The following is a 19,968-nucleotide window of genomic DNA, read 5'->3' as shown; positions in this document are numbered from 1 at the left end:
TCATGCGCCTTGCGCATTCCCACCGTCAACGCCGGAAAACCGGGAAACGTTCAACGCCCCGAAAGCCGGGCGCACCATAGTTGCCGCCCCGGCTGGTGTCAAGAAGCCTCAGATCACTATTAAGCTATTGAAACTAAACAGAAATCATCGGCGCAAAGCCCATCCGCCGCAGGTTATGCCACGCTTTGCGCGGCATGTCCATGCGACCTTGGAATGGCGGTGGGGATTCGCATCGCGGCGCGGCGACGGAGCTGTGGATAGAAACGCGCCGCGCGCCTATACCGCGTCGAGGATGCGTTCCGCCACTTCCAGATCGACGGAAACAAGCTGCGAGACGCCGCGCTCGGCCATGGTGACGCCATACAGCCGGTTCATCCGCGCCATGGTGATGGGGTTGTGGGTGATCACCACGAAGCGCGTGTCGGTGAGCTTGGCCATTTCATCGAGCAGATCGCAATAGCGCTCGACATTGGCGTCATCGAGCGGCGCGTCCACCTCGTCGAGCACGCAGATCGGCGCGGGATTGGTCAGAAACACCGCGAAAATCAGCGCCATGGCGGTGAGCGCCTGCTCGCCGCCGGACAACAGCGTCATGGTCTGCGGCTTTTTGCCCGGGGGGCGCGCGACGATTTCCAGCCCCGCCTCCAACGGATCGTCCGAATCGACCAGTTGCAACTCGGCCATGCCGCCGCCGAACAGATGCGTGAACAGCCGCTGGAAATGCTCGTTGACCACCTCGAAGGACGCCAGCAGCCGCTCGCGCGCCTCGCGGTTGAGATTGGCGATGCCGGTGCGCAACCGGCGGATGGCCTCGATCAGATCGTCGCGGTCGGTGATCAGCGCCTCGCGCTGCTCGGAGACTTCCGTCATCTCGTCCTCGGCGCGCAGGTTGACCCCGCCGAGCCGCTCGCGCTCGACCCGGTAGCGCTCCAGCCGTCGCTCGCTGGCGTCGAGATCGGGCAGCGGCGCGCCCTCCTTCAGTCCGGCGATCTCGCGCAGGGCGCCCGGCGGCACCTCCAGTGCCTCCTCGATGCGCGCCTCCACGTCGGCCATGCGCGCCTTGGCGGCTTCCGCGCGCTCCTCGGCCCGCACCTTGCCCTCGCGGGCCGACGACAGGCCTTCCAGCGCGTCCTTGGCGGCCCGGTCGGCGTCGCGCAGCAGGGTCTCGGCAACCGCCAGCGCGTCGTCAGCCTCCACGCGCGCGTCTTCCGCCTTGGCGATTTCACCGATCAGCGCGCGGCGCTTTTCCTCGATGTCCCCTGGCGCTTCCTGAAGGGCGGCGATTTCCTCCGCCGCCTCTTCCTGACGTTCGCGCAGCACGCTCAGATGGCGTTCGGCGTTGGCGGCGCGCTCGATCCAGCTCTTGCGTTCACGCGCAATCGCCTCGACGCGGCGCTGCCGCATCTCGTGCTCGCGGGACAGCCCGTCGCGGGTGGCGCGGATCTCGGAGACGGCCGCGCGTTCCTCGGCCACCGCCCCGCGCATGCGGGCGATGGCGTCCTCCAGACCGGAGGCGTCGGGAATCGCCTCCAGAGCCGCGCGCGCCTCGGCGAGCGCCTCGCCGGCCTCCTCGAGCTCCGGCAGGATGCGCTGCTGGCTGTCCTCAAGCGCGCCCTGGCGGGCGATCAGCTGGGCCACCGCGCGCTCCACCTCGGCCAGCGCGTTGCGCGCGTCCGACACCCGCCGCTGCGCCTCGCGCACCTCACCGCGGGTCGCCTGCTCGGCTTCGGAGGCCACGCGCACGGCACCTTGCGCGTTTTCCAGGGCCACGCGGCAGTCCTCGACCTCCCCGGCCATCGCCTGGATGCGGTCCTCGATCTCGATCAGCCTGTTACGCTGGGCCAGCCGCTGGGCGGCCGGCGTCGGCGCTTCGGCGGCGACGGTGAAGCCGTCCCAACGCCACAGATCGCCCTCGCGCGCCACCAGACGCTGACCCGGCTTCAACAGCGCCTGCAGCCGCGGGCCGTCGGCGCGATCCACCAGACCGATCTGGCGCAGCCTGCGGCGCAGCGCGGCGGGCGCGTCCACATGATCGGCCAGCGCCTCGACGCCGTCGGGCAGCGTGGGATCATCCGCGCCGGGGTGTTCCGCGCCCCAGTGCACCGGGGCCTCGGAACTCAGCGGCGCGTCCAGATCCTCGCCGAAGGCCGCGCCAAGGGCCGCCTCAAAGCCGGTCGCCACCGACACGCTGTCAACCGCCGGCGGCCATTGGCCGCCCGACGCCACGTCAAGAATGCTCTTGAGCGCCTTGGCCTCGCTCTGCAGCCCGCTCAGCCGCCGCTCGGCGTCCGTCAGCGGCCCGCGCGCGCTCTGCTCGGCCTCGCGCGCGGCGCGGGTCGCGGCTTCCGCCACATCCACCCGCTCCTCCGCCATCGCGAGGGCTTCTTCCATCGCCTCGAGACCGGCGCGTTTTTCCTCCACATCATGGGCGCTGGAGATGCGCTCGCGCACCGCCTCCAGCTCACGCACGATCTCGCCGGCCTGCTGCTTGAAGCGCTCCACGCGGCCCGCAAGCTCGCCCACGGCGCGCTGAAGCTGGTTGCGCTGGGCGGAGAGCCCCGCATTCTCCTCGGTCTTCTCCGCGAGCCGCGCCTCGCTGTCGGCCAGACGCCCCTGCGCCTCTTCGAGCTTCGCCTCGACTTCCCCGGTGCGCGCCTGGACGCTTTCGTTCTCTTGCTTGAGTTGCGCTTCTTCCACGTCGAGCGCGGCGAGCAGCTCGACGTTCTCCGCGCCCATGCGCTCCTCGCGCTCGAGATCCTGCGCCAACTGGTTGCGGCGCTGCTCCAGATCGCGCAGCCGCTCGCGAATGCGCCGGTCCTCGGCGTCCAGCTCGTTGCGCGCCAGCACCAGCCGCTGCAGCGCAGCGCCGGCGCGCGCGGACGCATCGCGCAGTTGCGGCACCTGATGGGCGGCGATCGCCTGATCCTTGGCGGTCTGCGCCTGAGCCGATGCCACCTCGTTGACCCGCGACAGCGCCTCGCCGAGCTGCGTCTGCGCCTGCGCCATGGCGCCCTGCGCCTCCTGCCAGCGCAGATAGAGGATCGCGGCTTCCGCCTGGCGGATGTCGGCGGAGAGATTGCGGTAGCGGCTCGCCTGGCGCGCCTGGCGCTTGAGCCCTTCGAGCTGGCCGTCGATCTGGACCAGCACATCTTCCAGGCGCTCGAGATTGGTCTCCGCCGCGCGCAGGCGCAATTCCGCCTCGTGCCGGCGCGAGTGCAGGCCGGAGATGCCGGCGGCCTCTTCGAGGATCTGACGGCGTGCGGTGGGCTTGGCGGCGATCAGCTCGCCGATGCGCCCCTGGCCGACAAGCGCCGGCGAGCGCGCGCCGGTGGAGGCGTCAGCGAACAGAAGCTGCACGTCCCGGGCACGCACGTCCTTGGCGTTGATCTTGTAGGCGGAGCCGGCCTCGCGCTCGATGCGGCGGGAAATCTCCAGCGCGTCGTCGTCGTTGAAGCCGGCAGGCGCCTTGCGCTCGGAATTGTCGAGAAACAGGGTGACTTCGGCGGTGTTGCGCGCCGGACGGTTCAGGGAACCGGAGAAGATCACGTCGTCCATGCCGGACGCGCGCATGTTCTTGTAGGAATTCTCGCCCATGACCCAGCGCATGGCCTCGACGAGATTCGACTTGCCGCAGCCGTTGGGGCCGACGACGCCGGTCAACCCGTCGCGGATGTGGAATTCCGTCGGCTCCACGAAGGACTTGAAGCCCAGAAGGCGCAGCTTGGAAAATTTCATCGCGGCGTGCCCGCCCCGCGGCTTGCAGGGCACAGGTCCGCCCGGGCGCATACCCGAAAGCCGTCCGGCGGGCCGGCCATTCGCATGGCGGCCACGCCGGTTGTGCAGAAGCTAGCCGAGGATCTTGTCCAGCTCTTCAACAGAGAGCGCCCCGCGATGCTGTTCGCCGTTGATGAAGAAGGTCGGCGTCGAGTTCACCCCGAACTCGGTGTTCGCCCGATCTCTCACCCAATTCAGTCCATCCAGAATTTCCTGATTCTTCAGGCATTCTTCAAAGGTTTTTTCGCTGAAGCCGATCTGCTTGGCCATGCTCTTGAGAGCGTCAAGCGGGTTCTGCGTGAACGCCCAATTCTTCTGCTGCTCGAAGAACAAGTCAATCGCACTGAAATACTTGTCTTCAGGCGCGCAGCGCGCCAGCATTGCCGCCGCAAAGGCAAGATTGTCAAGGGGGAAATCACGGAATATGAAGTAAACCTTACCCGTATCTACGTATTCTTTCTTGAGATGCGGGAACGAAGCGGTGTGAAAGTTGCGGCAGTGACCGCAGGTCAGCGACGCATACTCGATCACCGTGTTCGGAGCACTGGGATCGCCCAGGGTCTTCTCGCCGAGCGGCCCGGCTTCGCCGAGGGCTTCGACGTCGAAACTTTTTGCCCAGGAAAGCGTCGGGACGCTCACGAGCGCGGCGCAAAGCGCGGTGGCGGCGGAGCCTTCTAGAAAATCTCTGCGTGAAAGTCGCACGAATCCCATCCTGTTCTAAACCAACCCGTTTCAGTCCGTCCGGCTCCGCCAGATGCAGCGGTCCGGACCACGATCGCGATCACGCCACTTGGGCCGCAACTTGCGGCGTCATTGTGGCCTGCGCGCCCGGGCACGCAACTGTGATCCGGTGCGTGGCCTGCGCGCGCGGAAACAGTCCCCGCCGCGATTGATGGCACGTTCAGCCGCGCTTGGAAAGAACCGCGCGCCCAAGCCGCGCCAGCGCGTCGTGCAGCTTCTCGTTCTCGACGCCCGCGATGGTGCCATCCAGCCGCGCCTGCTCCGCCGCGTCGAGCGGACGCGGCACGGTGGGTGCCCGGCGCTTCTTCCGGGTCAGCGGCTTCTGCACGATCTTGATGCGGCCGACCGCCGCCCAGCCGAAGAACATGTTGATTCGCTCGACCACCTGCGGCAGCTCATGGGCGAGATAGAGCCCCGTCGGGCCGTCGGTGCGCACCACCAGGGTCGCGGGCTCCACCGCGCCGTCGGACGCGCCTTCCCTGCGCCGTGGCCAACTCAGCGTGTCGGGCTGCGTGGTCTCGGCATAGCGGTCGCCGACGATATCGGGCCAGTTGGCGATGAGATCGGCCGTGGCGAAGCCGCGCTTGCGGCACGCGGCTTCGATCGCGGGACCGATCAGATCGGCCAGCGGGCGTCCCTCGCGGCGTTTGAACGGCTTGGCCATGGCCTGCGTCGTCACTCTGCACGTGCGGGGCCAATGCGCGCGCGCCCCGCGATCCTCAATCAATAGCGCCGGACGGCCGCCGTGTCTGCATGCCGTCCCCGCTCCATCCCCGCTATCCTCAAACATTCCGGTGATTTGGTGGCCGATCGCGCACGCCCGCTCTTGCAATTGGCGGCGCGGGCCGGACACTGCTGCTATGGACGCCCGAATCCCGACAACCTCCCGCCCCGAACCCGCACCACAGGCACGCGATCTGCTGGCGTGGTACGACCGACACGCCCGCGCCCTGCCGTGGCGGGTGCCGCCGCAAGAGCGCGCCCACGGCGTGGTCGCCGATCCCTACCGGATCTGGCTGTCGGAGATCATGCTGCAGCAGACCACCGTTGCCGCCGTCAAAAGCTATTTCGAGAAGTTCGTAGGCCTCTGGCCGACGGTCGCCGATCTGGCGGCGGTCGGCGAGGAGGACGTCATGAAGGCCTGGGCGGGGCTGGGCTACTACTCCCGCGCGCGCAACCTCAAGAAATGCGCCGACGCAGTCGTGGCAAGGCACGACGGACGCTTCCCCGAGACCGAGGCCGCGCTGCAGGATCTGCCCGGCATCGGCGCGTATACGTCCGCCGCGATTGCCACCATCGCCTTTGATCAGCCGGCCATCGTGGTCGACGGCAATGTGGAGCGGGTGATTTCCCGGCTGTTCGAGGTGGAAACCCCACTGCCGGCGGCCAAGCCGGAGATCAAGGCGCTGACCGCGACAATCGCCCCGCGGGAACGGCCCGGAGACTTCGCCCAGGCCATGATGGATCTGGGCGCAACCATTTGCACGCCCAAACGGCCGGCCTGCAGCCTGTGCCCGTGGAACGATGCCTGCGCGGCGTTTGCGGCGGGGACCGCGGAAACATTCCCGCGCAAGATGCCGAAGAAGCAGAAGCCGACGCGTTCGGGCGCCGCCTTCGTGGCGGTGCGCGCAGACGGCGCCGTGCTGCTGCGCCGCCGCCCGCCGGAAGGCCTGCTCGGCGGCATGAGCGAGGTGCCGGGCACGCCCTGGGCGGAGGATTTTGCCGCGCCGGAAGCCGCGGCGCACGCGCCGCTTGACGCCCGCTGGGCCCTGCGCACGGGACCGGTGAAGCACACGTTCACCCATTTCCATCTGCTGCTCGACGTCTATCACGCCGAGTTGCCGCACGCCGTCCCCGCGCCCGACGGCCACTGGTGGTCGGCGCGCGACGATCTCGACGGCGAGGCCCTGCCCACCGTGATGCGCAAGGCGGTGGCGGCGGGACTGGGCAAGACCCTCAAGGCGCGGTGAGGAAACGCGTTTGGCCGTCCTCTGATGGTCGAGGAATCCGCATTGGGCTCGCAATCACCTCTCCCATGGGGAGAGGTCGGCGCGAATGCGCCGGGTGAGAGGTGACAATCTCTCCGCATCCTTGAGAGCCTGAAACCCCTCACCCCAACCCTCGCCCTGAGGGAGAGGCGGCGATCGCCGCGAACCCTTGTGCAATCGCCCCGCCCTCATCGGCCAGCCAGGCATATCGCGCCGCCGGCCGGGTGATCAGCGCCTTTGCGGTTCCAGTGCTGCGGCGGATTTCGCGAGCCGCACCAGGGTCACGAACTCGCCGCGATAGTTGAACGGGTCCGCGCCGCGCGCACCCTGCGCCAGCGCGATCACGTCGTCGTAGGAGTAGCTGCCGGTGTATTGGCCGCCGCGCAGGATCTGCCCGAAGGCCGCGACGGCGGCGGCGAAGCGCGCGTCCTGCGGCGCGTCCTCGAGCGCCCCGGCTTCCAGGCTCCGCGTCACCGGCGTCTCGATCAACTTGCTGGTATCCTCACCGGGCAGCTTGTAGCGAATTTTCAGATATCCGAATTCGTCCGCTGCCGTAGCGGGCGCCGCCGGCTTCGCGTCCTGATAGCGCAGCGGCTCGACCAGCCCGCCCTCCGAGCCCACCGGCGTGAACTCGTAGAGCGCCGTCACCGTGTGGCCCGCGCCGATGTCGCCGGCGTCCACCTTGTCGTTGTTGAAGTCGCTGCGCGCCAGCTGCCGGGTCTCGTAGCCGATCAGCCGGTAGTCGCTCACCGCGGCCGGATTGAACTCGAGCTGCAGCTTGACGTCCTTGGCGATGGTGAACAGCGTCGAACCCGCCTCCTCGACCAGCACCTTGCGCGCCTCGCCGAGCGTGTCGATGTAGGCGGCGTTGCCGTTGCCGTTCTGCGCCAGCGCCTGCATCAGCTCATCGTTGTAGTTGCCGCGGCCGAACCCCAGCACCGACAGCGACACGCCGGAGGCGCGCTTGCGCTCGACGAAATCCTTCAGCGCCTCCGGATCGCTGATACCGACGTTGAAATCGCCATCTGTCGCCAGGATCACCCGGTTCACCCCATCCGCATCAAACTGGCTTCCGGCGAGCTGATAGGCCTGGCGGATGCCTTCGGCTCCGGCCGTCGATCCGCCCGAGGACAGCCGGTCGAGCGCGGCGAGGATCGCCGCCTTGTCCGAGGCCCTGGTCGGCTCCAGCACCGTGCCCGCGCTGCCCGCATAGGTGACGATCGAGACGGTGTCGTCGGGCTTGAGCGATCCGACCAGCAGACGGAAGGCGTTGCGCAGCAGCGGCAGCTTGTCCGGCGCGTTCATCGAACCGGACGTATCGATGAGGAACACCAGATTGGCGTGCGGCGTGGCGCCGACCGGGATCTCATAGCCCTTGATGCCGATGCGCAGCAGCTTTGTCGCGTCGTTCCACGGCGTCGGCAGGATGGCGAGATCGGCGCGGAACGGCGCGCCGGCGTCATCGGGCGCCGGATAGTCGTAGTCGAAGTAGTTCACCATCTCCTCGATGCGCACGGCGTCCTTGGGCGGCAGCACGCCCCGGTTCAGCGATGACCGGACGAAGGCATAGGACGCCGTGTCGACGTCGACGGAGAAGGTCGAGACCGGATCGTCGGCCACCTGGCGGACCGGATTGGCGGTGATCTCGGAAAAGCGGTCGCGGCCCTGATCCTGATACACCGGCGGCATCTGGTCCTGCGGCATCGCCAGGTGCGTGGCGCCGCCCTGCGGCACCATGGACCGGTCGAGCAGCATCGGCGCGGGCGGCGCGGCATCGAACATCGGCTCGGCGGCCACCTGCGGAGCGGGAGCACTGGCGGACGGCGCGTCCGCTTCCGACGTGGTCTGCGACACGGCGTCCTGCGTGACAGGCGCGCGTTCCTCGCGCAGCCGCGCCAGATCCGTGGACTTGAACGCCTCCGCATCGCCGCGCGCTTCCGGCCGTTCGACGCGAGATTTCTCGACGCCCGGCGCGTTCTGCGGCATCCAATCCGCCACCTGCTGACGCACGGGCGCGAGATTGAGAGCGAGGGCAAGGGCGGCGAGGCTGACGCCGCCCGCAAGCATTGGGCCAAGCCGTGGCCGGATATGTGTCATGATCGGTCTCCTGAATGTGTCGAGCAAAGCCCAACCCCATTCCCTGAGACGCCTGCGGGACGCCGATCCTTGGGCCTCCGCGTGATTTTTTTCAAAGGCCGTCATCGCGGCGCGCATCGCAGCGTCGCGCGCGGCCTCGCGCGGCGGCGGCACGTCCTGCCCGAAGGCGGTCTTGGCTCTGTCCAGTTCGTCGCTCATGCGTCCACCAGGGCCTTCAGTTTCTTGCGCAGCTCATGCATGCGCCACGAGACGGTCGATTCCTTGACCATGAGGATTTCCGCCGCCTGGGCGTGGCTGAGATCCTCGGCCAGCACGAGAATCGCGGTCTCGCGCAAATCGCCGCCGATCCGCTCCAGCGCGTCGTACAGCCAGGCGAGTTCGCGGGCGGCCTGTGTCGCCTCGCCGCGGGCAAGCTCCGCCATCTCGCCGTAGGCCCGGTGCGCCCGCGCGGCATTGACGCCGCTGCGGTGGCGGTCGCGCGCGGCATTGACCACCACCCGGTACAGCCAGGTGGTGAAGCGCGCCTCGCCCTTGAACGAACGCAGCTTGGCCGGCAGGGCGATGCAGATGTCCTGCGCCAGATCCTCCGCGTCCGGACGGACTCCGGTGAAGCGGTAGGCCAGGCGATAGACAGTATCGTAGTGCCGCTCCAGCAGATGCTGGAACGCCTCCCCGTCGCCGTCCGCCGCCCGCCGGGCCAGCGCATTGTCATCCGCTCTCATGTGCATGCCGATTCATTGGACGCCGCACAGTGGCAAATCCTTGGCGCGACCTGAAGAATATTTTGGGCCGATCATGCGCGCGGCCCGCGCGCCGGCCCGGGCGCGCGTACGATTTGTGTTGCAATTTTCCGCGCATTGCCCGATTGGCGATCAGCTTTGTTGCCGTTGCGGAGACTTCGGCCATGTTCACGCATTCGATCCCCGCGCTTTTCACCCCTGCCGAGGCTTCGGAAATCATCCGATTGGGCGAGCAGAGCCGCGCCGCCAGGGGCGGGCTCGTCGGCGGCGTGCATCACCACAACATCCGCCGCGCCGAGATCGCCTGGCTCGATGACACGGGCGACGCCGCCTGGGTGATGCGGCGCATTGTCGAGAGCGTCGCCGAGGCCAACCGCGCCGTGTTCCACTTCGACATCGAGGAGTTCAAGGAGCGGCTGCAGGTGGCCAGCTACGACGAGAGCGACGAAGGCCACTACGACTGGCATTCGGACATCGGCGACGGCCCCATCGCCCGGACCCGCAAGCTGACGATCGTCGTGCAGCTCTCCGAGCCCGATGCCTATGACGGCGGCGCGCTGGAAATCAATCTCGGCGGCGCCTCGCTGGCGGCCGATCGCGAGGCTGGCGCGGCGACGCTGTTCGCCTCCTTCATGCTCCATCGGGTGGTGCCCGTCACCCGCGGAAAGCGCGCCTCGCTCACCTGCTGGTGCCACGGGCCGGAATTCCGCTGAACTGCCTGAGCGCGCCGACGCCGGCAACCTCGCTTTTTGCGCGCCTTTGCGGTAAGGTTACGTAAGGTAATTTTACGGAGCAGGGCCATGGCGGGACTTGACGGCCGCGCGGAATGCCTGGAGCTGCTGATCGCGTTTCTGCAGGAGCGCGGATTTGCCGGCGAGGACGAGGAACCCGTCGAGATCGACGACGGTGACACCAAGAAGGGCGACGGCCGCAAAGACGGCGGTGGCAAGAAACCCGCGCCGAAGGACGACAAGCCGGTCGTTGTCAAAGAACGCAAGGTCACCCGCGAGGAAATCGAACAGATCGCCCGGGCGCTGCAGCAGCTGGTCAACCGCGCAAACCGGGAGCGCGGCGGCGCCTGCTGCGACAACATGCTGGTTCCGGTCGTCTCCGGCATCACGGTGCAGCGCAAGCTTGCCAACGGCACCTTCGAAACGCCCGTGAACGGCCTTTTCGACGTCGGCGACACCATCACCGTTGGCTGCGACATCCTCGCCTGCCCTCCACTCGACATTCACGTCCACCTGATCGAACTTTCCGACCAATCGAGCACGCGCGTCCTGTCGCTCGCCGGGGTTACGCGCGGCGCCGATCTCGCCGCCGACCAGCGCCATCCCAACGACCCCGGCTCGCACCGCTTCTCCAAGGAAATCGACCTGTCGCAGACGCGGTTTTCGATTTCCGCGAGCCCCGCCGGCATGGCGCTGTCGGTCTCGGTGCGCGATGTCTGCAAACGGGTCGCGACCGCCACGCTTCCGCTGACATTTGTGGATTTCAGCTGATGCCCGACGCCTTCACTCTCAACACGGCCAAGCCCGAGGCCCTGAAGGAGCTGCCGAAGATGACGCCGGCGCGGCTCGCGGCGCTGCTGGAAGGCCGGCCGTTCCACTCAGCGCGCGCGCTGATGAAATTCGCGTCGCTCGATGCCGGTACGCTGAAACTCTGGGCCGCCAAGGGCCTCGCCTTCGACTTTGCGAAAGGCCCGTTGTCCCCATCACCGAAGAAACCATCGCGGCGCTTGTCGCCGGCACCCCGCTGACAGCGCCGGGCGCGGCCCTCGACGCGGAGCTGATCCGCTGCCTGACACTGCTCTGCGCGCCGCCGCCCCCGGCCTGCTGCGACCGCGTCACCACCGTCACCGTCGGCCCGCCGATCAACATGCAGCGCAAGCTCGTCAACGGCCGCTACGAGTCGCCGGTCAACCAGACCTTCGACGCCGCCGACGTGGTGCGCATCGGTTTCCAGTTCGTCGCCTGTCTGCCCGTCGACATCCGCATCCGTTTCACCCGCATCCACGACCGCGACGAGAGCGAAATCCGCTCCATCGACAAGAAAGGCGTGGGAGGCAACGTGGCCGGCGACGACGGACAGATCGTCAACATAAAGGACGACATTTACCAGTTCGCCATCGAGGATGTGGATCTCGACGCGGAGCTCTTCGTCTTCAACGAGCCGCCGCGCGCCTATCTGCTGACCGTGCTCGTGCGCGACGCCTGCGGCCGCATCGGACTGGGCGCCGCCCGCTTCACCCTGACGAACTTTGGCTAGATCGGACGCCCCGGCGCACGGATAGGACCGCAACGCTTCGGTCACGTTCCGTCATCGCGCCGTTGCGCGCCACCGCGCATCTGCTCTACGCTTCGTGAAGACGCCAAGCTGGTCGGGCGATGTATTGAGAGACCCGTCCAGTCTATTGTATTGCCCGATGGAACTGGACCTCGTCATGATGCGTGGTGCGATTGCTTTTGCCGTGTTGCTCACGAGCCTTGCCCTTCCCGCGGACAGCCGGGCGCAGTCCGTGCCGGCAGCCAGCATTCCGCCACTGCCCACGACGCCAGGTCCCTCCACCCCGCTGCTGGCGGCCTGGACCCAATTCGTCAACGATCGGGCGCTCGGCACGAAGGCGGAAAACGTCATTCAGGCCCGCTTCGTGGTGCTGGGCGATCTGGCTGACTGCTCGGGCTACGTGGTGAAGGACGCGCTGTCGGGCGCTCCCGGCCTGCCGACCGCGTTGCGCGGCCACATGCATGGCGTCGACCCGGCAACCGGCAACCCGATCACCGTCAGCGTGTGCACCGCCTCCCTGCCCGCCTACCTGTCGAGCGTCAGCATCAACAGCACCACGGCCGGGCGGATGACGGTCTATCCCTCGGGCCAGGGCGCGGTGCTGCCGGGGCCGGCGGCCATGAGCCAGAAGCCGGCGCTCACGGGCGTGGTGCTGGCGGACACCGGCTGCCGCGGAAAATACACCGGCGGCGGCGCTCGCGCCTATCAGGATTGCCAAACCGACTGGGGTCTGCCGCGCGTCATCGGCGACGCGGTCAAGCAGAACCCCGCCTTCGTGCTGCACGGCGGCGACTATCACTATTTCTTCGAGGACGCGTCCGCTTTCTGGGACGCCGACGACGGCCGCGACCGCTTCGAATACTGGTTGCAGGAGTTCCTGATCCCCGCCCATCCGCTGCTGATGCGCGCTCCGTGGGTGCTGGGACGCGGCAACCACGAACGCTGCATCGAGCAGCGCTGGTTCGGCGAAGGCTGGCACGTGCTCTTCGCCAACACCACTCTGACCAACGACAGGGACGAGCCGGTCCGCCCCTGCTACGATCCGGACCCCAACCACGCGGAATGGGTGACCCCGACGTGGGCCGTGGATCTCGGCGTGCCCGGAGGCGCGGCGCCCTGGCGCGTGGTGGTGATCGATTCCGACCAGCCGTATCTCTCCGCCTACGGCTTCACGCAGGCCGGCGCCCTGACGTCGGCGCACGGGCGCGACGCGCTGTGGCTGTCGCATTATCCCCCGTCAAGATGGTCTACTACGAGCGAAATCCCGATTTCGGCGACTACCGCATCAAGGAGGCCGCGGCCGGCGCCATGGATTGCGATGCTCCCTTTGCGTGCCGCCCGAAACTCGTTCTCGCCGGCCACCAGCATCTCTACCAGCACATTTCCTGGGACGATCCGGCGACCGCCGCCACGCTGCCTCAGGTGATCATCGCGGGCCACGGCGGCACCAAGCTCGACGCCAACGGCCTGCCCGGCTACAGCCGCGGCTCCATGGCCTCAATCACCTGCACGCAGACATTCCCCGACCAATTGCCCGACCGGCGCCATTCCCGCTTCGGTTTCGGCTCGGGCGAGACGGCGACGCTGGCGACCGCCAGCCAGTACGGCTACCTGCTCATCACCCGCAACCCGGCGGCTCCCGCGGGCTGGGACCTCGCTCCAATGTGGCTGGGTCCGGCGCCCGCCTTTCCGAAAGCGTCTGTGTCCTGCGACGGAACGAACATCCGCTAAGCGAAACAACGGGGACGCGCGGTCCCCGTCGCCCGGTCATCGCGCAGGCGGCGCGCCGGTGTGACGTCGCGCAATCCTGGAATGGCGGTTGAATACGCATTCCTACGCTTCGCAAGTCCGCGCGCATCGTTTGTATTGGCTGGGAGGCGCCCGTATCATCGGATTTTGTTCCCTCCCCGACCGAAGGTCATTGAGACATTTTGCCAGCGACACACACGCCAGACCCAAGCAACCGATCGCGCGAGGCGCCCGGTCAACGTGCCGAAACATGGGTGCCGGCCGGCGTTGGCCTTGTGTTCTTCATCCTGGTCGGCGTGCTGTGGATGTCCTTCGACAAGCAGAGCGAACGCGCCTTGCGCGAACTGGTGCAATCGGAAGCCCGGCAACACGCCGCGCTGATCGCCGCGGACGTCGACAGCCGCCTGCCGGCGCTGCAACGGATCGTCAATCGCTGGCAGGTCCGCGGCGGCACGCCCAAGGCCGAATTCACGGCGGACGCGGGCGATTACATCGCCGATATGCCGGGCTTCCAGGCGATCGGCTGGACGGACGACAGCTTGCACGTGCGCTGGATTGTCCCGACAAAGGGCAACGAGCAGGTCCTGGGCCTCAACCTCGGCCTTGAGGAAAAGCGGCGCCACGCCCTCGAAGCGGCGCGAGACAACCGGGTCCCGGCCATGGCCGGTCCGGTCGACCTCGTTCAGGGCGGCAAGAGTTTCGTGATCTACTTCCCGATCTACACGGATGGCCGCTTCGACGGCTTCCTCGGGGCCGCCTTCAAGATGCAGCCCTGGCTGGACTTCATCTTCAAGCCGCGCGAGGGACGCGACGACATCACCATCGCCATCAGCATCGACGGCACCCGCGTCCATGAACAGTCCGGCGTGTCGAACGAGCGGTTCGCGGAGTGGAAAGCGGCCGCGGAGATACGGATGCTGGAGCACACCCTGACGGTCGAGGCGCAGCCGACCGCCGCCTTTTTCGCGGCGAACGATTCGAGGCTTCCCGAGTGGTCTGTCGCCATCGGCCTGCTGCTGACGGTGCTCACCACGATCATGAGCCGGATGGTGTTCCGCCTCCGCAACGAAGTCGGCGAACGCAATCGGGCGGAACAGGCGCTGCGCCTCGCCCAGACGCATCTGGAGGAAAAGGTCGAAGAGCGGACGGCGGAGCTGAACGAGGAGATCAAGGAGCGCAAGCATCTCGAAAACCAGTTGCTGCGTTCCCAGCGCATGGAGGCGATCGGCCAGTTGACCGGCGGCATCGCGCACGACTTCAACAACCTGCTGAGCGTCATGATCGGCAACGCGGAGCTGTTGCGCGACACGCCCGGGCTCGATGACGACGCAAGGCGCAACCTGGAGTCGATCGTCCGGGCGGTGGGACGCGGCGCCTCGCTCACCAACCGCCTTCTGGCGTTCTCCCGCCAGCAGACCCTGTCGCCGCGCCCCACCGCGATCAACGCGCTGGTGGTCGGGCTCGAGGAGATGCTCAGGCGCACGCTCGGCGAGACGATCGAGCTGCAAAGCCGGCTGGACGCTGGTGTTTACGACGCGCTGATCGACAAGCACCAGTTCGAGGACGCGCTGGTCAATCTTGTGCTGAACGCGCGCGACGCGATGCCGGGCGGCGGCATCCTGACCATCGAGACCGCCAATGCCCGCCTCGACGAGGCCTATGCCGCGCGCAACGACGAGGTGACGCCGGGCGACTACGTGGTGGTCAGCGTCAGCGACACCGGTTCGGGCATGACGCCGGAGGTTTTGAACCGGGCGTTCGAACCGTTTTTCACCACCAAGGATGTCGGCGCGGGCAGCGGCCTCGGCCTGAGCATGGTCTACGGCTTCGCGAAACAGTCCAACGGCCACATCACGGTCGACAGCGACAGCGGCTACGGGACCACTGTCCGGCTGTATCTGCCGCGCTCGCGGGCCGCCAGCGCCCGCGAGCGCGTTGCGGACAACATCCCGGAACCGGAGCCGGGCTCCGAGCGCATCCTGGTGGTCGAGGACGATCCGGACGTGCGCGACATCCCGACAACCCTGCTGCGCAACCAGGGGTATGAGGTCGTCGAGGCCGGCGACGGCGCGGAGGCGATCCGGCACCTGCGAGCCGACCGCCCGTTCGACCTGCTGTTCACCGACGTGGTGCTGCCCGGCGGCATGAGCGGCGCGGAAATCGCCGAGGCGGCCGAGCGGATCCAGCCGGGCATCCGGATCCTGTTCACCACCGGCTATGCCGAGAGCGCGCTGGACCACAACGGCCAATCAGCCTCCGGCAAGGTGATCGTCCACAAGCCCTACCGCCGCCAGGACCTGCTCGAAAAGATCCGCGCCTGCCTCGACGCGACGGAGTGAGGGGAAAGAGTGTTGCGTGGCGCGCCGGCTTCCGGGGCGGAACGCCACACCCGCCGCCGTCATGCCACGGCGAAGCCCGGGGCATCCACTCTGCGTGCGGCAGCCAAAAGGCAGACGGATGGAAACTGGACTGTAATCCTCAGCGCAATCACAAAAGCCTCAGCAAGCGGGAATTCAGAGTGGATTGCCCGGACGGTGCCGGGCAATGACGCGTGGAGGGCTCTGCGGGCCCCCTCGATGTCACCCCCGACTTGATCGGGGCCCACTATGCCGTGCCGTGGTGTGCGGCGCTCTCGGTGGCAACCGATCATGGAACCGCGCCTGAACCCCGCACACGCGGCCCGCTCCGCGCATCCTGTTCAAGACCAGCGCAAATGGCGCGGCAGAGTGGATCCCCGGTCGAGCCGGGGATGACAATCGGTGGGTGGGGAGAGGACTGTGCCCGCGACCGGCGACACCTCTTTCCTCTCCCCCCTCACTGAAACGCCGTCTCGGCGAAGCTCCTGAGCTTGCGTGAATGCAGCCGCTCGCGCGGCATGGCGCGGAGTTTTTCCATGGCGCGGATGCCGATTTCCAGATGCTGGGCGACCTGGCGCTTGTAGAATTCGGTGGCCATGCCGGGCAGCTTCAGCTCGCCGTGCAGCGGCTTGTCGGAAACGCAGAGCAGCGTTCCGTAGGGCACGCGGAAGCGGAAGCCGTTGGCGGCGATGGTGGCCGATTCCATGTCGAGTGCGATGGCGCGCGACTGGGAGAAGCGGCGCACCGGCTCGCGGTGGTCCCTGAGCTCCCAGTTGCGGTTGTCGATCGAGGCGACGGTGCCGGTGCGCATGACGCGCTTGAGCTCGTAGCCCTCGAAACCCGTGACCTCCGCCACCGCCTGCTCCAGCGCCACCTGGACCTCTGCCAGCGGCGGAATCGGAACCCAGGGCGGCAGGTCGTCGTCGAGCACATGATCCTCGCGCACATAGCCGTGCGCCAGCACGTAGTCGCCAAGCTGCTGGGTGTTTCTCAACCCCGCGCAGTGGCCCAGCATCAGCCAGGCGTGCGGGCGCAGCACGGCGATATGATCGGTGATCGTCTTGGCGTTCGACGGCCCCACGCCGATGTTGACCATGGTGATGCCCGAGCCCTTGGGCCCCACCAGGTGATAGGCCGGCATCTGCGGCAGGCGCGCGGGCGCCACCCCGTGGCTGGGGTCCGTGTCCCCCGCCTTCGTCATGACGTTGCCGGGCTCGATGAAGGCCTCGTAGCCCGCCGAGCCGGAGCCCGGCGCCAGCAGCGTATGCGCCAGGCGGCAGAATTCGTCGATGTAGAACTGGTAGTTGGTGAAAAGCACGAAATTCTGAAAATGCTCGGGCGCGGTGGCGGTGTAATGCTGCAGCCGGTGCAGGGAATAGTCGACGCGCGGCGCGGTGAACGGCGCCAGCGGCTGGTCGGCGCCCGGCGGCACTTCGAAGGTGCCGTTGGCGATCGCGTCGTCCATGACGGAAAGCTCGGGCACGTCGAAAATGTCCTGCAGCGGCCGGTCGAACCCATCGATGATCGCCCCGTCCACATGCGCGCCGTCGAAGAAGGCGAAATGCAGCGGGATCGGCTGATCGGATTCCCCACCGTCACCGGCACGTCGTGGTTGCGAATCAGCTGCTCGATCTGCTCGCACAGATAGTCCTTGAAGAGATCCGGCCGGGTGATGGTGATGGAATGCTGCCCGGGGCCGGAGACGAACCCGTAGGACAGGCGCGAATCAAGCCGCGCGTGGGTCAGCGTCGACATCCGCACCTCCGGGTAGAAGGCGCGCACGCGGGAGCTGGGCATGTCGCCCGTGGCCAGCGCCTGAAAGCTGTCGCGCAGGAAGGCGGTGTTGCGGTCGAAAATCTCGGCAATCCGCGCCACCGCCGCATTCGCGTCGCGAAAGGCTTCCGCCGCGATCGGCTCGGGCGACTTTACGAACTGCGAGGCCAGTTGCGCGGGCAGGGTGAGGCGCTCGGTCAAATCGGTTCTCCGGATTGGGCGGACAGGGCCGCACGGCGTTCAGCGTCCGCCCGCGCCCCCCATCCGTCAAGCCTTGCGTCGCGCCTCATGCACCCACGTTGTGAAGATTGCGGTCTTCACCATGAAACCGATTTTGTGAAACCCGGCTTTGGAGAGAGGGGCATGCGGACATTCGACGAGATTTTCGAGCTGGCGGCGGAGCGGCATGGCGGCGCGGAGGCGCTGGAGGGCATGCTCGCGGAGCAAAAGCCCAAGAGCGAAGCCGAGCTTGCCGCCATTCCCGACGATCGATGGCTGTCGATGTTCTCCAAATGCGTGTTCCAGGCGGGGTTCAACTGGAAGGTCATCGAGCAGAAGTGGCCCGGCATGGAAGAGGCCTTTGGCGGCTTTGATACGGCCCGCTGCGCCATGCTGTCGGACGATGACGTCGACGCGCTGCTCAACGACACGCGAATCGTGCGCAACGCGCAGAAGGTGATGGCGGTGCGCGGCAACGCGTTCCTGCTGCGCCAGCTCGCCGCCGAACACGGCAGCGCGGCTGCGGTCTTCGCAAGCTGGCCGGTCTCCGACACCATCGGCCTTCTGGAGATGCTGAAGACGCGCGGCGCGCGGCTGGGCGGCAACACGGCGCAGATGGCGCTCAGGTTCATGGGCCGCGACACCTTCATTCTCTCCAAATCGGTGATCGCGGCGCTGAATCGCGAGGAGGTCATCGGCGCGGCGGTTTTTTCCAAACGCGCTATGCAGGCCGTGCAGACCGCGTTTAATGAATGGATGAAACAGTCCGGCCGCTCGATGAGCGAGATCAGCCGCACGCTCGCCTTCTCCGTCGACGAATAGCCGCGCGCGAACCGCGAGACGCGTCCACGTTTCGCGCCGAATTCCGTGCCGCGCGCCGGTCCCCGCCGGACCCGGGCGGCGTCATCGGCGGACGTCCACGCCTGACCGGACAAGTCTTAACGCATTCGCTGATTGTGTTAAGACTGGTAAACAAAGCATTGATTCAAAAACACATTTATCGTTTCGATCTTAACTCCCGGTTTACCTACATCGGTAACTATAACGCTCGTAATTGCGTAAGGTTTTGCGTCGCAATGAGTACACAGCGTATAGGGGCGCCGGCAACGGCGTCCCGCCCTTCCCAAGAGCCTTCGTGGCTCAATGCCATTCTCGCCGGCGACTGCGTTGCCGAGCTGGAAAGGTTACCAACGAACTCCGTCGACGTGGTGTTCGCGGACCCGCCCTACAATCTTCAGTTGGGTGGCGATCTGCATCGCCCCGACCAGTCGAAGGTCGACGCGTGCGACGACCACTGGGACCAGTTCGACAGTTTCGAGGCCTATGACGCCTTCACGCGAGCCTGGCTTCTCGCCGTGCGCCGGGTGCTGAAGCCGACCGGCTCGATCTGGGTGATCGGCTCCTATCACAACATTTTCCGCGTCGGCGCGATGATGCAGAACCTCGGGTTCTGGTTGCTCAACGACGTGATCTGGCTGAAGTCGAACCCGATGCCGAACTTTCGCGGCAAGCGGTTCACCAACGCCCATGAGACGATGATCTGGGCGTCGCCGAACAAGGACGGCAAGGCCAAGAGCTACACCTTCAACTACGAGGCCATGAAGGCGTTCAACGACGACCTTCAGATGCGCTCGGACTGGAACCTGCCGATCTGCAACGGCGGCGAACGGCTGAAGAACGGCGACGGCGACAAGGTGCACCCCACCCAGAAGCCGGAAAGCCTGCTCTACCGGGTGCTGCTGTCCTCGTCCAACCCCGGCGACGTGGTGCTCGATCCCTTCTTCGGAACCGGCACGACGGGTGCGGTGGCCAAGAAGCTCGGCCGCAACTATGTCGGCGTGGAGCGCGAACAGGACTACCGCGAGGCCGCCCGGGCACGCATCAGTGCCATCACCATGGGCGAGGGTTTCGCGCTGGAAACCGCCAAAAGCAAACGCTCCGAACCCCGCGTGCCGTTCGGAACACTTCTGGAAAACGGTCTTCTCGACGTGGGCGCGGAGCTGAGCTGCTCCAAGGGCCGCCGCAAGGCGACCGTGCGCGCCGACGGCTCGCTGGTTTCCTGCGAGCAGACCGGCAACCACACCGGCTCGATCCACAAGGTCGGCGCGCTGGTGCAGGGTCTGGACGCCTGCAACGGCTGGACCTTCTGGCACTATCAGGGCGCCAACGGCCGCGAGCCCATCGACGCCCTGCGCCAGATCGTCCGCGACGGCATGGCGCGCTAGAGCTTTCAAAGACCCCGCG

The 19,968-nt window shown here is 67.1% G+C and carries 15 protein-coding genes and 1 pseudogene; 10 read left to right on the top strand and 6 right to left on the bottom strand.

Going from position 1 to position 19,968, the window contains the following annotated elements; all coding sequences use genetic code 11:
* Nucleotides 1-276: 276 nt before the first annotated feature.
* The 3 genes from smc to D1F64_RS04980 all read right to left on the bottom strand — a co-directional run bounded on the left by smc (nucleotide 277) and on the right by D1F64_RS04980 (nucleotide 5,179).
* A complete protein-coding gene (smc, locus tag D1F64_RS04990; RefSeq protein ID WP_117414438.1) occupies nucleotides 277-3,735 on the bottom strand; it encodes a chromosome segregation protein SMC in 3,459 nt (1,152 codons plus the stop codon).
* A gap of 111 nt (nucleotides 3,736-3,846) precedes the next feature.
* Entirely contained in the window at nucleotides 3,847-4,476 is a 630-nt protein-coding gene (locus D1F64_RS04985; RefSeq protein ID WP_117414437.1) for a thioredoxin domain-containing protein, read from the bottom strand.
* Nucleotides 4,477-4,675: 199 nt separating this feature from the next.
* Nucleotides 4,676-5,179 carry a DciA family protein gene (locus D1F64_RS04980; RefSeq protein WP_117411520.1) on the bottom strand — a complete coding sequence of 168 codons (504 nt, stop codon included), beginning with the start codon at nucleotides 5,177-5,179 and terminating at the stop codon, nucleotides 4,676-4,678.
* Between the two features lie 196 nt (nucleotides 5,180-5,375).
* Between D1F64_RS04980 and mutY the strand changes: the two genes are divergently transcribed.
* On the top strand, nucleotides 5,376-6,485 hold the full coding sequence (gene mutY, locus D1F64_RS04975; RefSeq protein WP_117411519.1) for an A/G-specific adenine glycosylase: 1,110 nt from the start codon (nucleotides 5,376-5,378) through the stop codon (nucleotides 6,483-6,485).
* Nucleotides 6,486-6,731: 246 nt separating this feature from the next.
* Here mutY and D1F64_RS04970 read toward each other — a convergent pair whose 3' ends face one another.
* A complete protein-coding gene (locus D1F64_RS04970) occupies nucleotides 6,732-8,600 on the bottom strand; it encodes a VWA domain-containing protein (protein ID WP_346432298.1) in 1,869 nt (622 codons plus the stop codon).
* Nucleotides 8,601-8,794: 194 nt separating this feature from the next.
* Nucleotides 8,795-9,328, bottom strand: coding sequence for an RNA polymerase sigma factor (locus D1F64_RS04965; protein WP_205470661.1), 534 nt, complete (start codon nucleotides 9,326-9,328; stop codon nucleotides 8,795-8,797).
* Between the two features lie 176 nt (nucleotides 9,329-9,504).
* Here D1F64_RS04965 and D1F64_RS04960 point away from each other — a divergent pair, with 176 nt between their 5' ends.
* From D1F64_RS04960 to D1F64_RS04930, 7 genes are all read left to right on the top strand, one after another.
* A complete protein-coding gene (locus tag D1F64_RS04960) occupies nucleotides 9,505-10,053 on the top strand; it encodes a 2OG-Fe(II) oxygenase (RefSeq protein ID WP_117414435.1) in 549 nt (182 codons plus the stop codon).
* A gap of 87 nt (nucleotides 10,054-10,140) precedes the next feature.
* Entirely contained in the window at nucleotides 10,141-10,842 is a 702-nt protein-coding gene (locus tag D1F64_RS04955) for a hypothetical protein (RefSeq protein ID WP_117411517.1), read from the top strand.
* The gene (locus tag D1F64_RS04950; RefSeq protein ID WP_117411516.1) at nucleotides 10,842-11,099 is read left to right on the top strand and encodes a hypothetical protein; all 258 of its coding nucleotides are present in this window, start codon (nucleotides 10,842-10,844) and stop codon (nucleotides 11,097-11,099) included. The genes D1F64_RS04955 and D1F64_RS04950 overlap by 1 nt, the downstream gene beginning before the upstream one ends.
* 119 nt (nucleotides 11,100-11,218) lie before the next feature.
* On the top strand, nucleotides 11,219-11,608 hold the full coding sequence (locus D1F64_RS04945) for a hypothetical protein (protein WP_117411515.1): 390 nt from the start codon (nucleotides 11,219-11,221) through the stop codon (nucleotides 11,606-11,608).
* A 157-nt stretch (nucleotides 11,609-11,765) separates the two neighbouring features.
* Nucleotides 11,766-13,052: a metallophosphoesterase gene (locus D1F64_RS04940; protein ID WP_117411514.1), complete on the top strand. Its 1,287-nt coding sequence runs from the start codon at nucleotides 11,766-11,768 to the stop codon at nucleotides 13,050-13,052.
* Nucleotides 13,049-13,357 carry a hypothetical protein gene (locus D1F64_RS04935; RefSeq protein WP_117411513.1) on the top strand — a complete coding sequence of 103 codons (309 nt, stop codon included), beginning with the start codon at nucleotides 13,049-13,051 and terminating at the stop codon, nucleotides 13,355-13,357. The genes D1F64_RS04940 and D1F64_RS04935 overlap by 4 nt, the downstream gene beginning before the upstream one ends.
* 272 nt (nucleotides 13,358-13,629) lie before the next feature.
* Complete coding sequence (locus D1F64_RS04930; protein ID WP_117411512.1) at nucleotides 13,630-15,714, top strand: ATP-binding protein; 2,085 nt, start codon at nucleotides 13,630-13,632, stop codon at nucleotides 15,712-15,714.
* Between the two features lie 475 nt (nucleotides 15,715-16,189).
* On the opposite strand, the pseudogene D1F64_RS04925 reads toward D1F64_RS04930, so the two are convergent.
* Nucleotides 16,190-17,676: pseudogene (locus D1F64_RS04925) on the bottom strand (AMP nucleosidase).
* 117 nt (nucleotides 17,677-17,793) lie between these two features.
* On the opposite strand from D1F64_RS04925, the gene D1F64_RS25315 reads away from it, so the two are divergent.
* Nucleotides 17,794-18,546 carry a DNA-3-methyladenine glycosylase I gene (locus D1F64_RS25315; protein WP_346432297.1) on the top strand — a complete coding sequence of 251 codons (753 nt, stop codon included), beginning with the start codon at nucleotides 17,794-17,796 and terminating at the stop codon, nucleotides 18,544-18,546.
* A gap of 254 nt (nucleotides 18,547-18,800) precedes the next feature.
* Complete coding sequence (locus D1F64_RS04915) at nucleotides 18,801-19,949, top strand: site-specific DNA-methyltransferase (RefSeq protein WP_117411510.1); 1,149 nt, start codon at nucleotides 18,801-18,803, stop codon at nucleotides 19,947-19,949.
* The last annotated feature ends 19 nt before the right edge of the window (nucleotides 19,950-19,968 follow it).

This window comes from Breoghania sp. L-A4 (assembly GCF_003432385.1).
Classification (GTDB): Bacteria; Pseudomonadota; Alphaproteobacteria; order Rhizobiales; family Stappiaceae; genus Breoghania.
Note: the sequence above shows the minus strand (reverse complement) of the source record. Positions and strands in the feature narration are given on the sequence as shown.

What these genes read in the sequence shown, in the direction of transcription:
- smc (WP_117414438.1), bottom strand. Translation starts at nt 3,735, where the DNA reads ATGAAATTTTCCAAGCTGCGCCTTCTGGGCTTCAAGTCCTTCGTGGAG.
- D1F64_RS04980 (WP_117411520.1), bottom strand. Translation starts at nt 5,179, where the DNA reads ATGGCCAAGCCGTTCAAACGCCGCGAGGGACGCCCGCTGGCCGATCTG.
- mutY (WP_117411519.1), top strand. Translation starts at nt 5,376, where the DNA reads ATGGACGCCCGAATCCCGACAACCTCCCGCCCCGAACCCGCACCACAG.
- D1F64_RS04970 (WP_346432298.1), bottom strand. Translation starts at nt 8,600, where the DNA reads ATGACACATATCCGGCCACGGCTTGGCCCAATGCTTGCGGGCGGCGTC.
- D1F64_RS04965 (WP_205470661.1), bottom strand. Translation starts at nt 9,328, where the DNA reads ATGCACATGAGAGCGGATGACAATGCGCTGGCCCGGCGGGCGGCGGAC.
- D1F64_RS04960 (WP_117414435.1), top strand. Translation starts at nt 9,505, where the DNA reads ATGTTCACGCATTCGATCCCCGCGCTTTTCACCCCTGCCGAGGCTTCG.
- D1F64_RS04955 (WP_117411517.1), top strand. Translation starts at nt 10,141, where the DNA reads ATGGCGGGACTTGACGGCCGCGCGGAATGCCTGGAGCTGCTGATCGCG.
- D1F64_RS04950 (WP_117411516.1), top strand. Translation starts at nt 10,842, where the DNA reads ATGCCCGACGCCTTCACTCTCAACACGGCCAAGCCCGAGGCCCTGAAG.
- D1F64_RS04945 (WP_117411515.1), top strand. Translation starts at nt 11,219, where the DNA reads ATGCAGCGCAAGCTCGTCAACGGCCGCTACGAGTCGCCGGTCAACCAG.
- D1F64_RS04940 (WP_117411514.1), top strand. Translation starts at nt 11,766, where the DNA reads ATGGAACTGGACCTCGTCATGATGCGTGGTGCGATTGCTTTTGCCGTG.
- D1F64_RS25315 (WP_346432297.1), top strand. Translation starts at nt 17,794, where the DNA reads ATGCACCCACGTTGTGAAGATTGCGGTCTTCACCATGAAACCGATTTT.
- D1F64_RS04915 (WP_117411510.1), top strand. Translation starts at nt 18,801, where the DNA reads ATGAGTACACAGCGTATAGGGGCGCCGGCAACGGCGTCCCGCCCTTCC.